Raw genomic sequence first — 14,059 nt, forward strand, 5'->3', positions numbered from 1 at the left:
AAGGTTCTGCGCCCATTCGCCGGGGCCGGTGATGTTCGAAAGGTCCCGCTCACCCGTATGGATGCTCCCGTACGGGGGGGTTGACCGCGCTGCGCCCAGGCTGGGCCGTACGCCTGCGGAACAGTGGCGAACGAGCAACCCGGGCAACCCGAGCGAACGAGTCAATGAGTCGACGAGTCGACGGCGGTCGGGCCATCGGGCATCGGGCATGTCGAGCACAAGGAGCAGACGATGGTGGTGGCAGGGGTACTGGCCGGAGCGGCGGCGCTGGCGATGCTGACGGGTGGTGGGGCGGCTCCCGCGGGGAGCACCGCGGCGGGGAGCGCGCCGGCGCGTCACGCGCCAGGGAGGAGCGCGTCTGGGGCCGGCGCCGGTGCGCACGCGGGCGTGTACTGGCAGCGCGTCCAGGCCCGGTTCGCGCCGCCCACCGCGTTCATCCCGCCGTCCGCGGTGACGTACGACATGAAGCTGGTGCCCGCGGCCTCCCCGATCGAGGTCGAGCAGTACGCGGACCCCTCGGGCACCCGTGTGACGGCGCGGCTGGCGGGGCTGAAGCCCGGGCACGCGTTCGGTATGCGAGTGCACACCAGGCCCTGCGGCAGCACCCCCGGCGCTGCGGGCCCGCGCTATCGGCGCGGCACGGACAGCCGGAAACCGGGCCCCGGCGACGAGGTGCGGCTGGATTTCACGACCGACGCGAAGGGCGCGGCCACGGTGACCACGCGCCGAAGCTGGAACTTCCGGCCAGGCGGCGCCGGATCGGTGGTGATCGACGGGGTGCGGGGCGGCGCGGCGGACCCCGTCGCGTGTTTCACGGTGCCGTTCGGACCGCTGGCCGGCCCCGCCACGTAAGGCCCCGTCATGTAAGGCCCCGTCACGCATGGCCCCGTCACGTGAGAGACCGGGCGGGGCGGGGCATGCGGGTCAGGCCGTCACCGGGGCGGGCCCGGTGACGCGCCGCCGGGAGGCGAACACGGCGTCCAGTGCCAGCGCGCCGGGACCGGTGAACACGATCAGCAGGAAGGCCCAGCAGAACATCACCGAGGGCTCGCCGCCGTTCTGGATCGGCCACAGGGCGTGGGGCTGGTGCACGTGGAAGTACGCGAAGGCCATCGCACCCGACGCGACGAACGCGGCCGGACGGGTCAGCAGCCCGGCCAGCACCAGTACGCCGCCGACGAGTTCGATGACGGACGCGTATCCGTCGGGCCAAGTGCCCGCCGACACCGTGCCGCCGCCCGGTGCGCCGCCGAGTACACCGAAGAGAGAAGCGGCGCCGTGGCAGGCGAACAGCAGGCCGACCACGGCACGGAAGAGAGCCAGGACGTACGGGCGTGCCAGATCGGTCTGCCGGCCTAGCGAGGACACAGCCGTGGATATCGCTGAAGGCATGACGGTGGAACTCCTTCGGTGGGGGACCGGAGCAGCCCTAGATTAGGTATGCCTGACTAGAACTTGCAAGTTCAACATTTGGTCAGGTTGCCCGGTCCCCCGCCCGGCCGGAATTCGCTCGGCAGGCGCTCAGCAGCCGTTCAGCACCCCCTGGAGTGCCGTCTTCTCCGCCGGGTCGACCGTGAGCTTGTAGTAGTGCTTCACCTCCACCCAGGCCCGGACGTAGGTGCACTTGTAGGCGGCGCGCGGAGGCAGCCATTTGGCCGGGTCCTTGTCGCCCTTGGACTGGTTGACGTTGTCCGTCACCGCGATGAGCTGCGGCCGGGTCAGGTCGTTGGCGTACGCCTGCCGCTGTGCGGTGGTCCAGCTGCTGGCGCCCGAACGCCAGGCCTCGGCGAGCGGGACCATGTGGTCGATGTCCACGTCGGACGACGCGGTCCAGGTCGCGCCGTCGTACTCGGAGTACCAACTGCCGCTGGTGGCCGCGCAGGTGGAGCTCTGGACGACGTTCGTACCGTCGCGCTTGAGGACGACTTCGCGGGTGTCGCAGGCGCCGGACTGGGTGATCCAGTGCGGGAACTTGTCCCGGCTGTAGCCGTCGGACGACCCTTCGGCCGCGACGGTGAGAGAGCTGAGGTAGGTCCGTGCGGTGGCCGCGCTCACCGGGGTGGGCAGGGCGGCCTGGGCGGATGGGGCGGTGACGAGGCCGGCGAGGGTGATTCCGGCGGTCGCGGTGAGTACCGCTATTCGACGCGCGTAGACACTTGAGGAACCTGAGGCACGTGACATGCGAACTCCCGTGGGGTGGAGGGGCTTTGCCGATCCGGCTCGGCCATCGTGATGGCGCCGGATTGCCGTGGGGTGGGCGCCGGGTAACAGCCTGGCGACATGTGCACGTCACATCAAGAGGGCTGCCGATGTTTGACGCTCCGGCAGATTTCCCGCACAGCCGTACGGGTGGCGCGCGCCGCCCCGCCCGCGCCGCCCCCGGGGCCCCGCCCGGGGTACTTCTGCTGGTCGCGGCCTCGGCGGATGTCTGTGCCCGGCTCGGTCCTGCCGGCGGAATCCGCGCTGCGGGGAGGTGTGCGGCGGTTCCGGTGCCGTTTGTCGCACTTTTGGTCGGCCGGGTCATCCGATCGGGGCTTTTGTCCGGGATGTGTGGCTGCTGGTGAAACTGGGGCGGGGGAGTGCTAGCAGCTGTGCCCGGTGCACCGCTCGGGCCGGTGCCGTATCGTGTACGGAGCAGAAGGGGAGTAGCTCTTCGCCGGAACGTCGACATACTGCCGAACCTCGGTTCGGCCGGCGCCCGGAGGCGGATCTTCTGTGGAGTCCGCCAGCGAGACCTTCGGCAGCAGTGTCCTGTTGACGCTGCCGTGCCGAAGCGACCCCTTTTCTCTCCGAGTCAGGTCCTCCCGGTGCGGTCAGCCCGAACCGATTGAGGAAATCAACCGTGTTCAGCTTTACGATCCTGGCGATCACCTTCGGCGTGATCTTTCTCGCCGAACTCCCCGACAAGACCGCTCTCGCCGGTCTGATGCTGGGCACCCGCTACCGGGCCTCGTACGTCTTCGTGGGGGTCGCTGCGGCCTTCGCCGTCCATGTCGCGCTCGCCATCGCCGCGGGCAGCGTGCTGACCCTGATCCCGCACCGGCTGCTGCAGGCGATCGTCGGCGCGCTCTTCCTCGCGGGGGCGGCGATGCTGCTGTTCAAGAAGGACGAGGAGGAGGAAGAGGTGAAGCCCCCCGCCGACCAGTCCTTCTGGAAGGTGGCCGGGGCCGGTTTCATGCTGATTCTCGTCGCCGAGTTCGGTGACCTGACCCAGATCATGACGGCCAACCTGGCGGCCCGCTACGACAGCCCGGTCTCGGTGGGTATCGGCGCGGTGCTGGCGCTCTGGGCGGTGGGCGGTCTGGGGATCCTCGGCGGCCGCAAGCTGATGAAGCACGTACCGCTGAGGCTGATCACGAAGATCGCCGCCGCGCTGATGCTGGCGCTCGCGGGATTCAGCCTGTACGAGGCCATCGCGGGCTGAGGTCCGGACGGGCGGGGCGGTGGGGAGCGGGACCGGTGGGGGAGCGGGCGCGTCCTGTGGATGCGGCTCCGGCTCCGGCTCCGCAGGTGTGGTTTCAGCCACTCGGGGACGGTTCCGGCCCGCCGGTGCGGTTCCGGCCCCCGCGGGGTGGCCCCCGGCCGCGGGGGCCGCGCGCCGTCAGTCCGTGACGTGGACCAGTACGGTTCCGTCGTCCGCCCGCTCGATGCGGATCCGCGTCAGGTCGGGTACCTGCGCGGTCGGCCGGTGCGCGACGGCGCGCGGGCCCACGCCCACGACCTGCATCCCTGCCGCCCGGCCCGCGGCGATCCCCGCCCCCGAGTCCTCGAGGACGAGGCACTCGCCGGGGGCGAAGCCCAGTTCGGCGGCGCCCTTGAGGAAGCCCTCCGGGTCCGGCTTGCTGGCGCCGACACTTTCCGCGGTGACCCGGATCTCCGGCATCGGCAGCCCGGCGGCCGTCATCCGGGCCCGCGCGAGCGCCGCGTCAGCCGAGGTGACCAGGGCGTGCGGCAGACCCGCCAGGGACGCCATGAACGCCGGTGCGCCGGGGATCGGGACGACGCCTTCGGTGTCGGCGGTCTCCAGGGCGAGCATCGCGCGGTTGTCGGCGTAGTTCTCCTCGACAGGGCGGTCCGGGAGAAGGATGGCCATCGTCGCGTACCCCTGGCGGCCGTGCACCACCTTGAGCGCCTCGTGCGGGTCCAGGCCGTGGTCGACGGCCCAGCGGTGCCAGATGCGCTCGACCACGGCGTCCGAGTTCACCAGCGTCCCGTCCATGTCGAGCAGTACGCCCTTAAACACACCGAGGAGTCGTTCGTTACTCAAGGCACCCATCCTCTTCGTCCTGCTCGTCGTCCTGGTTCGCGCTTCTTTGTTCCATCACGATACAAAAGATTCGGGTGCTCTTCACCCGCTCGGGCGCAGGTGGGGCTCCGGGCGCGGCCGGCGGCCGTCCGGCGTCGTCCGTACAGGCCCTTCACGTTCACCTCTTGACATATATCAATTCAGAATTGAGGCTTCATGAAACTATCCATACAAGCCTGTTGGCAACGGGTAGCCGGAAGTTGAACCCGTCGACCGCTTCGAGCGGCCGGAGGGGGACGCGCCGAGCTGCTCCGCACACCGCTGCCGCCAGGCGGGCCGCCCCGAGCAGCCGTGACCGAGGGGACAACCAGACCCGATGGCAGATGCCGGCACCTCCTCACCACCCACCGCTCCCGCGGTGCCTCCTGCCCCGGCCGCGTCGTACTCCTTCGACGACGCGCCTCTCAACCGCTTCCACCTCAAGGTCACCGCGCTGACCTTCGGTGCCAACTTCTCCGACGGATACCAGCTCGGCGTCATCGGAATCGCCCTGACCCTCATGGCCCCGCAGATGGGTCTGGGCGCCGTCTGGCAGGGCATGCTCGGTGCCTCCGCCCTCATCGGCATCTTCATCGGCAGCATCGCCCTCGGCTGGCTCGCCGACCGCATCGGCCGGCAGAAGCTCTACACGCTGAACTTCGCCCTCATCACGGTCGCCTCGGTGGCCCAGATCTGGGTGAACGGCCCCGGGCTCCTCTTCGTGCTCCGTGTCCTGATCGGCGTGGGCATCGGCGCCGACTACGCCATCGGCCCCACCCTCGTCGCCGAGTTCTGCCCGCGACGCCACCGCGGCTTCCTGCTCGCCTCGCTGACCGCGCTGTGGACCATCGGCTACATCTGCTCGTTCTTCCTCGGCCACTACATCACCGGCTTCGGCGGTGACAGCTGGCGCTGGCTGCTGGGTACCGGCGCCATTCCCGCCGCGGTCGTCCTCGTCCTGCGGATCGGCACCCCGGAGTCCCCGCGGTGGCTGGTGAGCAAGGGCCGCATCGAGGAGGCGCGTGCCGTCGTCGCGCGCTACATCGGGCCGAACGTCGACTTCGAATCGGTCCGCGGCAACGCGCCGTCCGAGACCTCTTCGTCCTCCGGTTCCTCAGGCTCGTACCGGGACTTGTTCAGCCGCGAGCAGTGGCGCGCCACCACGTTCGGGATCCTTTACTACAACTGCCAGGTCATCCCGTACTTCGCCATCTACACCTTCCTGCCCGTGGTGCTCGCGAAGTTCGCGATCGGCGAGAGCGTCACCGTCGACGGCCTGCTCAACGGCTTCCTGTTCATCGGCAGCGTCATCGGCCTGTGGTGCGTGGCCCGCTTCTCGCGACGCGCCTTCGTCACCGGCTCGTTCATCGTCATGGCCCTCGCGCTCGGCCCGATGGGGCTCTGGCCCGGCGGGCCGAAGCTGCTGCTGTTCGGGCTCTTCCTGCTCTTCACCCTGGTGATGTCGGCGTCCTCCAACCTCGACCAGGTCTATCCGCCCGAGCTGTTCCCGACCCCCCTGCGTGGCTCCGGAGTCGGACTTCTCAACGGGCTCAGCCGGGTGGGCTCCGCCGCCGGTACTTTCCTGCTGCCGCTCTCCATCGACCACCTCGGCTTCGCCACCTCGATGACCATCCTCGCCGCCTTCCTCGTGCTCGGCGCGGTCGTCTCGGCGGCCTGGGCGCCGGAGACCTCGGGTATGGCCCTCGACTGAGCTGTTCCGGCCGGCGGTGCGGGAGGGGGCAGCGGAGACAAGGCGGTCCCGCCCGCCGGTCAGGGAGTGCGGGCGGAACCACTTTGTTTCGCCAGAGTACAAAACAAAGCGTGCTCTGCGCCAGGGGGCCCAGCCGTCCTCTTCGCACCCCGGCCGGCCCGCACCCCGGTCGGCTGCGCACCCGGCCGGCGCCCGCGCCCAGCTCCGCCCGCCGTCACCCGCTCGGCGGCGGGCGGGGCTGTCGGGTACGCGGCCCCCGCCACGTCGTCCAGCGGACACGGCGGAGGATCCGGCAGCCGCGCAGACGGCCGTACGCGCCGCGGACCGGAGCCCGCGACGCGCCCCGTGGCCACCCTTCTGAACTCGCGGCGGCTATTCCGCAGCACCAGGATGGGAGGCATGGCTCAGGAAACCCCGGCACCCCCGGCGGCGCCGGTGGCGGACGACGGGCAGCCCCAGCGGTCCGTCCTCGTGGCGATCGGCGCCCTGCTGCTCGGAATGCTCCTCGCCGCCCTCGACCAGACGATCGTCTCCACCGCGCTGCCCACGATCGTCAGTGACCTCGGCGGTATGGAGCATCTGTCCTGGGTGGTCACGGCGTACATGCTGGCCTCGACCGCCGCCACGCCGCTCTGGGGCAAGCTCGGCGACCAGTACGGCCGCAAGAAGCTCTTCCAGACGGCCATCGTCATCTTCCTCATCGGATCCGCCCTCTGCGGCATCGCGCAGAACATGCCGCAGCTCATCGGCTTCCGCGCGCTCCAGGGCCTCGGCGGCGGCGGTCTGATGGTGCTGTCGATGGCGATCGTCGGCGACATCGTCCCGCCCCGCGAACGCGGCAAGTACCAGGGACTGTTCGGCGCCGTCTTCGGCGCGACGAGCGTCCTGGGCCCGCTGCTCGGCGGGCTCTTCACCGAACACCTCACCTGGCGCTGGGTGTTCTACATCAACCTGCCCATCGGCGTGATCGCGCTCTGTGTCATCGCCGCCGTGCTGCACATCCCGGTCCGCTCGACGAAGCACACCATCGACTACCTCGGTACGTTCCTCATCGCGTCCGTGGCCACCTGTCTGGTCCTCGTCGCCTCGCTCGGCGGCTCCACCTGGTCCTGGGCGTCGGCGCAGGTCATCGGCCTCTCCGTGCTGGCCGTCGTGCTGCTCGTCGCGTTCGTGTACGTCGAACGGGGCGCCGCCGAACCCGTACTGCCCCTGAAGCTCTTCCGTATCAGGACCTTCGTGCTCTGCTCGGTCATCAGCTTCATCGTCGGCTTCTCGATGTTCGGCGCGATGACCTACCTGCCGACCTTCCTCCAGGTCGTCCAGGGCGTATCACCGACCATGTCCGGTGTGCACATGCTGCCGATGGTCTTCGGCCTGCTGCTGTCCTCGACCGCATCCGGCCAGATCGTCAGCCGTACCGGCCGCTGGAAGGTCTTCCCGGTCGCCGGGACGGGCATCACCGCGATCGGGCTCGCGCTGCTGCACCGGCTGACCGAGCACAGCTCCACCTGGTCGATGAGCAGCAGCTTCTTCGTGTTCGGCCTGGGGCTCGGCCTGGTCATGCAGGTCCTGGTCCTCGTCGTGCAGAACGCCGTGAGCTACCAGGACCTCGGCGTCGCCACCTCGGGCGCGACCTTCTTCCGCTCCATCGGCGCGTCCTTCGGCGTGGCCATCTTCGGCACCATCTTCACCACCCGGCTGCACGGAAAGCTCAGCGACGCCCTGGCCGGCCGGCCGCTGCCGCCCGGCGTCAGCGCGAGCAGCCTGCAGGCCGACCCGCGCGCCATCGCCGCACTCCCGCCGCAGCTGCGCCCACGGGTGCTGCACGCGTACGCCACGTCCATCACCGACGTGTTCCTGTACGCGGTCCCCGTGGTGCTCCTCGCCTTCGTCGTCTCCTGGTTCCTCAAGGAGGACAAGCTGCGCGGCTCGGTCACCACCCCGGAGATCACCGAGACGCTCGCCTCCAACCCGGTCCAGCGGTCGTCGTACGACGAGGTGATGCGGGCCCTCTCGGTGCTCGGCAGCCGGGAGGGGCGCCACGAGATCTACGAGACGATCACCGCGAAGGCCGGTTACGACCTGCTCCCCGCCACCAGCTGGCTGCTGCTGCGCATCAAACGCCACGGCCTGGTCGAACCGGCCCAGCTGGCCGAGATGGCGCCGGTCCCGCTGCGGGCCATCACCGATGCGGCCCGGCAGGCCGAGGAACGCGGCTTCGCCGTACGCGAAGGGGTCCAGCTCGCGCTGACCGACGCGGGCGTGAATGTCGCGGCCCGGCTCTCCAAGGCCCGCGAGGAGTCCCTCGCCGAGCTGCTCGGTGACTGGTGGGGCCCCGAACGGCCCACCGATCTGGTCGTCCTGGTCGAGGAGCTGAACGCGGAACTGAACGGCTCCGACGCCGAATGGCCGCGCGAGCACGAGCAGCGGACGGTGTGACGCGGGCGGCCCTACAGGTCCTTCCCGTACCAGATATCCATGTACGGGCCGGTCGTGTACGCCGGTATCTCCCGGTAGCCCAGGCGTACATAGAGCCCGCGCGCCTCGACGAGGTCCAGGCGGGTGTTCAGCACCATCCTCGTCGCCCCGAGCCGCCGTGCCGCGTCCTCCAGCGTGGCGAGCAGGATCTTGCCGCCGCCGGTGCCGCGCTGTCCGGGGCGCGTGTACACCCGGGTGAGCTCGGCCGTCGCCGGGTCGAGCAGCAGCACCCCGCCGCAGGAAGCGGGCTTGCCCTCGTGCCGTCCGACCAGGAACTCGCCGGTGGGGAACGCCAGTTGCTCGACACCGTCATCGGCCAGGCCGTCGTCGATCTCTTGCTCGGTGGCGGCCCGCCGCCAGTAACGGCTGGCCACCTCGTCGTAGTAGGAGCGGCGCAGCGCGCAGGCGTCAGGGGTGTCGAAGGGCTCGGGGGCCACGATCCAGGTCACCGGAGCCATTGTGGCGGCGGCGCCGCCGTTCGGCACTCGGATTCCGGGCACTGAACGGCGGTGCTGCCGCTGCGGCACCGGATGAGGGGTGCGTAACCGAGCGCCTGCTGAAGCTCTGATCAGCCGTTCTTCGGGGCGGCCTGCTGGACGACCTCGAAGGACCACAGGGACGAGCCGGAGGCGGCGGGCTTGGGGCGCTCGCCGCCCTCCGCGCCACCGGCGTGGGCGCCGCGCATGGATGTCGCCATCCACTTCTCGAAGTCGGCCTCGCTGGCCCAGCGGGTGTAGACGAGGTACTGGTCGGTCCCCTCGACCGGACGCAGCAGCTCGAACCACTCGAAGCCGTCGGAGTTCTCCACCGACCCCGCGCGGGAGGCGAACCGCTTCTCCAGTACCTCGCGCTGCTCGTCGGGCACGGTCAGGACGTTGATCTTCACGATGCTCATATCGCCCATCCTGCCGTACCCGGCGCTCACCCGTGCCGGGTGGGTCAGGCGACCACCCGTGCCAGGACGAAGCCGTCGTACCCCTTGCTGCCGACCGTCTGGAGCGCGGTGGCGCTGAGCTTCGGGTGACCGGCCATCATCTCGATCATCGCCCGGGTGCCCCGGACCCGCGGATCCGTGCTCGCCGGGTCGACGACCGCGCCGTCGCGCACCACGTTGTCGCCGATGATCACGCTGCCCGGCCGGGTCAGCTTCAGGGCCCACTCCAGGTAGTGCGGGTTGTTCGGCTTGTCGGCGTCGATGAAGACCAGATCGAAGGGGCCGGCGCCCTCGGCCGCCAGGAGCGGCAGGGTGTCGAGGGCCGCTCCTGTCCTGACCTCGGCGACGGAACCGAGCCCGGCCCGCGCCAGGTTGGCGCGGGCCACGTCGGCGGCCGCCGGGTCCGCCTCCAGCGAGACGAGACGGCCGTCGGACGGGAGCGCCCTGGCCAGCCAGATGGTGCTGTAGCCGCCGAGCGTGCCGATTTCGAGGACGGTGCGCGCGCCCTGGATGCGGGCCAGCAGATGCAGCAGCTTGCCCTGGTTCGGGGCGACGTTCATCGGGATCAGGCCGGCGGCGTCACTGGAGGCCAGGGTGGCCTCCAGGGCGTCGTCGGCCGGGACCAGATGGTCGGTGAAGTACCGGTCGACCTCGGTCCACCGGTCCTGAGCCGGGTCCTGAGCCGGGTCCTGGTCCTGGACCTGAGCCTGGTCCTGGGCCTGAGCCGGGTGCTGGATCTCGGGCATGGATTCCATGGATTCCTCCCACGGGCCGCGGAAACGTGAGTTCCGAATCGTGAGTTCCCTCTGGGAACTTGCCACGAATCTACTCGTGGCCCGACCGCGCGCCCCCGGCGGGTCAGGAGAGCGGCGGCGGTACGTACACCGGCGGCGGAGGTGCCACCGGGCGACGGCGGCGGGCCACCGTCAGCAGCAGCGCCGCCACCACGAGCACCAGCAGCACCCCGCCCACGGTCAGCAGCCAGACCGGGACCCCGCCCGCCGTCAGCAGCTTCTCCTCGTAGATCACCCGCTGGTAGGGCCGGTCGGACGCGGTACGGCGCAGCTCGTGGTCCCCATTGATCCGGGACGGCACGGGGAAGCTCTGCTCCAACGCGGTCAGATACCGTTCCCCGTCCGCGAAGCGGCCCAGCGCACCGGTCGACGGGATCCGCCCGGCGTACGTCACATCGGGCGGCAGCCCGCCGATGGTGCCCCGCGGCTCCATCCGGTGCGCGGCCAGCACGTACAGCCCCAGCGTCTGGGGGTTCCGCGCGCGCCGCGACAGCCGCATCGGATAGACCAGCCGGTCGCTGGCGAAGCTCAGCCGCAGCGGGTCGAGCACGCCCGCGAGCGTGCCGCCCCTGCGGTCGGGGGCCAGCCGCACCGCGACGTACTCCCACTTCCGGTCGACGTACGGCTTGAGGTCCTCCGGCATCCCGGCGGGCATCCGGAAGCCGTTCAGCCGGAGCCAGCTGTCCAGCGCCCTGGGGTCGGTGGCTGTCAGCCGGGCGACGTCGAAGGGCCCCAGCCGTTCGCGGCCGACGACTCCGACAGCGGGAGCGCCCGGGGCGCGCGCGCCGGCGGACGCGCCGTCACGGCCCGACCCGGAGCCGAACGGCCAGTCGCCGCTGTCCGGCCAGAAGTGGTCGCGGGTACGGTGCACCGGCGCGGTGACCGAATCCAGCGCGTCGAAGAGCGCGTTGTCCCCGAGCGTGACCGTGGCCCGGTGCGGGACCGGCATGATCCAGGCGGCCTGCGCCGCGTTCCCCGCGACCGTCAGGCTCATCACGATCTGCTCGCTGTGACCGTCCCAGCGCACCGCCGACGTCTCACGGTCGACGCTCAGCCGGGACGCCGGGTCGTGCACCAGCGCACCGCATCCGCAGGCGTACGCCGGTGCCACCAGCGATCCCAACTGCACCGCCAGCAGCGCGAGCACCACCAGGACCGTTCGGCTCCGCAGCCTCGCCGCGAGGCTCCCCGGGAGCAAGGGCCGCTGTGCCCGGCCCCCTCGTATCCGCCGCGCCCGGGTACCCCGCAGCCGCATTCTCCGTACCCGCATCCCCCGTTGCCTCTCCCCGTCGCGGTGCTGTGCCGTGCGGTGCTGTGCCCCCGTCCGACACGAGCACAGACGGCGTACGGAGGGGGTCGGTTCCGGACAACTCTGCAGGCAGTCCGCACCCCCTCGCGAGGCCGCGGGTGTACGCCGCGCCAAGGGGCCCACGGACCTGAGCGACCTGCGCACCGGCGCGGGCAGTGCTTGAATGGCCCGGCTGGACAGGCCCAGGAGGCCGGCCACCGGCCGGTAAGGGACCACGATCCCGGCGGCGGTGTCTGCGTACCCGCCAACGGTCGTCCTCACCGCGGCCCTTGGCCGGAACCTCAGGGGCCGGGTCAGGTGAACAGGGGGTTGCCTGCGTCCCTACTCCGGAGCAGTGCGAGTCTCTATCAGACACAGGTACCGGGTATTCCCGGTGATGAAACGGGTGGAGGGCCGGCGCGGCGTGGCGAACGACGGGCACAGCGGAGCGCGGACTGCGGTGGGCGCAGGAGCGGGAATCGAGCGGGCACGGGCGGTGCTCTGGCTGGTCGTCGCGGCACTGGCGGTCCGGCAGGTGGCGGCCATACTGCGGTTGCCGCCCAGCAGACGCCTCACCGACCTGGAGACATGGACGGGCGCCGACGGTGTGCTGCACATCGGCGGGCCGCTCTACGCGACCGGGAAGTTCACCGGGACCCCGTTCGCCGGTCTGGTACTGAAACCGCTGACCCGCTCCGCCGAGCAGAGCCTCGGTGTCGTCTGGACCTTCGGGTCGCTGCTGCTCGTCGTCCTCCTGGGTGTGGTCGCGGCGCGCGCGCTGCCGGGCGAGGTCTCCCGGCGCACGTCGCTGATCGCCGCCCCCGTCGCGATCAGCCTGCTGATGCTCTCGCTGCCGGTGCGCAACGCCTTCCACCTGGGCCAGACCAGCATCATCCCGGTGCTGCTCGTCCTGCTGGGGTGCTTCGCCGTACGGGACGAGCGCGGCTCCGGCGCGCTCATCGGGCTCGGGGCCGCGCTCCAGCCCACCGTGCTGCTCTTCGTGCCGCTGCTCTGGCTGACCGGCCGCAGGCGTGCCGCGCTCTCCGCCACCGCCGCCTTCGCCGTCTGCACCGCGCTCGCCTGGGCCCTGATGGCGCGTGACTCCTGGACGTACTGGATCCACCACGTGGCGGGAGCCGGCCTCGGCTCGCACCCGGACGGGCTCGCCAACCAGTCGATGCACGGCGCGCTGCTGCGCTTCGGGCTGCACGGGCCGCTGGAGATCGTGGTCTTCCTGGTCCTCGCCGCCGCGGTCTCGGTGCTCGCGCTGCGCCGCGCGGCGCGCTACGCGAAGGACGGACAGCTGCTGCTCGCCGTCGCCGTGACGGGCTGCGCCGCGGTCGCCGTCTCGCCGACCGCCTGGCAGCACCAGCTGCTCTGGGTGCTGCTCGCGGTCGTCGGCCGGGTCGGCCGGCGCGCCGCCGACCGGATGGTCTGGCCCGCGGTGGTCGTGCTGGTGAGCACCCTGCCGGGCACGATGCTGCTGCCCAACATGGCGGCGCTGTACCCGGTACGGGACAACGTGGTGCTGCTGACCGCGCTGGCCGCGGCCTGCGCCGTGCCGTTCCTGGGCCGCACCGCGCCCGGCTGGGACGCGGCGGAGCCCACCGTCTACGCCACACCGGTCCCGGCCCGCTGGAGCCGGGTCCCGCTGCTGCCGTTCTGGCGGCGGGTGCTGATCCGGCCCAATCTGCTGCTCGAACTCCTCGCGATCCGCGTCGGCTACTCGGTGTACTCGCACATCCGGGCCGCCGCGACCGGTGGCCGGTCCACCGCCGAGGCGCACGGCCGTACGGTCGTCGCGATCGAGAAGGCCCTGCACATCAACATCGAGCACTGGGTCAACCACGCGGTGGTGAAGGTCCACTGGCTCGAATCGTTCTTCAACTTCTACTACGAGTCGTTCCACTTCGTGGTGCCGCTGGCGATCCTCGCCGTGCTGTACGTGCGCCGTCCCAGCGACTACCGCTGGGCGCGTACGTCGCTCTCGTTCGCGACCCTCCTCGGCCTGGTCGGGTTCTACTTCTTCCCGCTGGCCCCGCCCCGGCTGATGCCGGGCCTGGGCTTCATCGACTCGGTCCACGGGGTGCAGGACCTGGCGCACCCGGACTACGGCGCGATGACCGCGATGACCAACCAGTACGCGGCGATGCCCTCGCTGCACTTCGGCTGGGCGCTGTGGTGCGGCGTCACCGTCGCCGTCCTGGTGCCGAAGCGCTGGATGAAGGCGGTCGCGCTGCTGCACCCGCTCTTCACGGTCAGCGCGATCATCGCCACCGCCAACCACTGGGTGCTCGACGCGATCGGCGGGGCGACGGTGGTGGCGCTCGGCTTCGGGCTCACCTATCTGCTGGCCGGCCCGCGCACGCTGCTGGCGCCGCCCGGTGACGTGGCGCCGCCCGGTGACGTGGCGACGCCCGGGGACATGGCGATGAAGGACGTCGCGGGGACCGGAGTCGGCGCCGCGGACCCGTCTTCCGGCCCCACCCCTCCGTCTTCCGAGCCCTCTTCGTCCGAGCCCGAGCCCCCGTCGTCCGAGCCGGAGCCCGAGGCCGCCGGCGCCGGCTGA

12 protein-coding genes are annotated in these 14,059 nt (G+C 71.1%); 5 read left to right on the forward strand and 7 right to left on the reverse strand.

Annotation, left to right across the window (positions count from 1 at the left end; translation table 11 throughout):
* The first annotated feature begins 231 nt into the window (after nucleotides 1-231).
* Nucleotides 232-852, forward strand: coding sequence for a superoxide dismutase family protein (locus OG210_RS23175; protein ID WP_328326093.1), 621 nt, complete (start codon nucleotides 232-234; stop codon nucleotides 850-852).
* A gap of 72 nt (nucleotides 853-924) precedes the next feature.
* Here the strand turns inward: OG210_RS23175 and OG210_RS23180 are convergent, their stop codons facing one another.
* Entirely contained in the window at nucleotides 925-1,392 is a 468-nt protein-coding gene (locus OG210_RS23180) for a DoxX family protein (protein WP_328326091.1), read from the reverse strand.
* A 129-nt stretch (nucleotides 1,393-1,521) separates the two neighbouring features.
* Nucleotides 1,522-2,181 carry an HNH endonuclease family protein gene (locus OG210_RS23185; protein WP_371538546.1) on the reverse strand — a complete coding sequence of 220 codons (660 nt, stop codon included), beginning with the start codon at nucleotides 2,179-2,181 and terminating at the stop codon, nucleotides 1,522-1,524.
* Nucleotides 2,182-2,842: 661 nt separating this feature from the next.
* On the opposite strand from OG210_RS23185, the gene OG210_RS23190 reads away from it, so the two are divergent.
* Nucleotides 2,843-3,424: a TMEM165/GDT1 family protein gene (locus OG210_RS23190; protein WP_328326087.1), complete on the forward strand. Its 582-nt coding sequence runs from the start codon at nucleotides 2,843-2,845 to the stop codon at nucleotides 3,422-3,424.
* 177 nt (nucleotides 3,425-3,601) lie between these two features.
* On the opposite strand, the gene OG210_RS23195 is transcribed toward OG210_RS23190, so the two are convergent.
* Nucleotides 3,602-4,267 (reverse strand): HAD-IA family hydrolase, encoded by a 666-nt coding sequence (locus tag OG210_RS23195; protein WP_328326085.1) that lies wholly within the window; start codon nucleotides 4,265-4,267, stop codon nucleotides 3,602-3,604.
* 355 nt (nucleotides 4,268-4,622) lie between these two features.
* Between OG210_RS23195 and OG210_RS23200 the strand changes: the two genes are divergently transcribed.
* Together OG210_RS23200 and OG210_RS23205 are read left to right on the forward strand one after the other, a co-directional pair.
* Nucleotides 4,623-5,996: an MFS transporter gene (locus OG210_RS23200; protein ID WP_328326083.1), complete on the forward strand. Its 1,374-nt coding sequence runs from the start codon at nucleotides 4,623-4,625 to the stop codon at nucleotides 5,994-5,996.
* 399 nt (nucleotides 5,997-6,395) lie between these two features.
* Nucleotides 6,396-8,435: an MDR family MFS transporter gene (locus OG210_RS23205; RefSeq protein WP_328326081.1), complete on the forward strand. Its 2,040-nt coding sequence runs from the start codon at nucleotides 6,396-6,398 to the stop codon at nucleotides 8,433-8,435.
* An 11-nt stretch (nucleotides 8,436-8,446) separates the two neighbouring features.
* Here the strand turns inward: OG210_RS23205 and OG210_RS23210 are convergent, their stop codons facing one another.
* The 4 genes from OG210_RS23210 to OG210_RS23225 all read right to left on the reverse strand — a co-directional run bounded on the left by OG210_RS23210 (nucleotide 8,447) and on the right by OG210_RS23225 (nucleotide 11,352).
* Nucleotides 8,447-8,932 (reverse strand): GNAT family N-acetyltransferase, encoded by a 486-nt coding sequence (locus OG210_RS23210; protein WP_328335399.1) that lies wholly within the window; start codon nucleotides 8,930-8,932, stop codon nucleotides 8,447-8,449.
* A 110-nt stretch (nucleotides 8,933-9,042) separates the two neighbouring features.
* On the reverse strand, nucleotides 9,043-9,369 hold the full coding sequence (locus OG210_RS23215) for an antibiotic biosynthesis monooxygenase (protein WP_328326079.1): 327 nt from the start codon (nucleotides 9,367-9,369) through the stop codon (nucleotides 9,043-9,045).
* 44 nt (nucleotides 9,370-9,413) lie between these two features.
* Nucleotides 9,414-10,163, reverse strand: a complete 750-nt coding sequence (locus OG210_RS23220; protein ID WP_328326077.1) for an O-methyltransferase — start codon at nucleotides 10,161-10,163, stop codon at nucleotides 9,414-9,416.
* Between the two features lie 103 nt (nucleotides 10,164-10,266).
* A complete protein-coding gene (locus OG210_RS23225) occupies nucleotides 10,267-11,352 on the reverse strand; it encodes a DUF2330 domain-containing protein (RefSeq protein WP_328326075.1) in 1,086 nt (361 codons plus the stop codon).
* A gap of 535 nt (nucleotides 11,353-11,887) precedes the next feature.
* Between OG210_RS23225 and OG210_RS23230 the strand changes: the two genes are divergently transcribed.
* A complete protein-coding gene (locus OG210_RS23230) occupies nucleotides 11,888-14,059 on the forward strand; it encodes a bifunctional glycosyltransferase 87/phosphatase PAP2 family protein (protein ID WP_371538550.1) in 2,172 nt (723 codons plus the stop codon).

The sequence above is a fragment of the Streptomyces sp. NBC_00466 genome (assembly GCF_041433995.1).
GTDB lineage: Bacteria > Actinomycetota > Actinomycetes > Streptomycetales > Streptomycetaceae > Streptomyces.

Excerpts from the sequence above, each read along its gene's own strand:
- OG210_RS23175 (WP_328326093.1), top strand. The coding sequence starts at position 232 with ATGGTGGTGGCAGGGGTACTGGCCGGAGCGGCGGCGCTGGCGATGCTG.
- OG210_RS23180 (WP_328326091.1), bottom strand. The coding sequence starts at position 1,392 with ATGCCTTCAGCGATATCCACGGCTGTGTCCTCGCTAGGCCGGCAGACC.
- OG210_RS23185 (WP_371538546.1), bottom strand. The coding sequence starts at position 2,181 with ATGTCACGTGCCTCAGGTTCCTCAAGTGTCTACGCGCGTCGAATAGCG.
- OG210_RS23200 (WP_328326083.1), top strand. The coding sequence starts at position 4,623 with ATGGCAGATGCCGGCACCTCCTCACCACCCACCGCTCCCGCGGTGCCT.
- OG210_RS23205 (WP_328326081.1), top strand. The coding sequence starts at position 6,396 with ATGGCTCAGGAAACCCCGGCACCCCCGGCGGCGCCGGTGGCGGACGAC.
- OG210_RS23210 (WP_328335399.1), bottom strand. The coding sequence starts at position 8,932 with ATGGCTCCGGTGACCTGGATCGTGGCCCCCGAGCCCTTCGACACCCCT.
- OG210_RS23215 (WP_328326079.1), bottom strand. The coding sequence starts at position 9,369 with ATGAGCATCGTGAAGATCAACGTCCTGACCGTGCCCGACGAGCAGCGC.
- OG210_RS23220 (WP_328326077.1), bottom strand. The coding sequence starts at position 10,163 with ATGGAATCCATGCCCGAGATCCAGCACCCGGCTCAGGCCCAGGACCAG.
- OG210_RS23230 (WP_371538550.1), top strand. The coding sequence starts at position 11,888 with ATGAAACGGGTGGAGGGCCGGCGCGGCGTGGCGAACGACGGGCACAGC.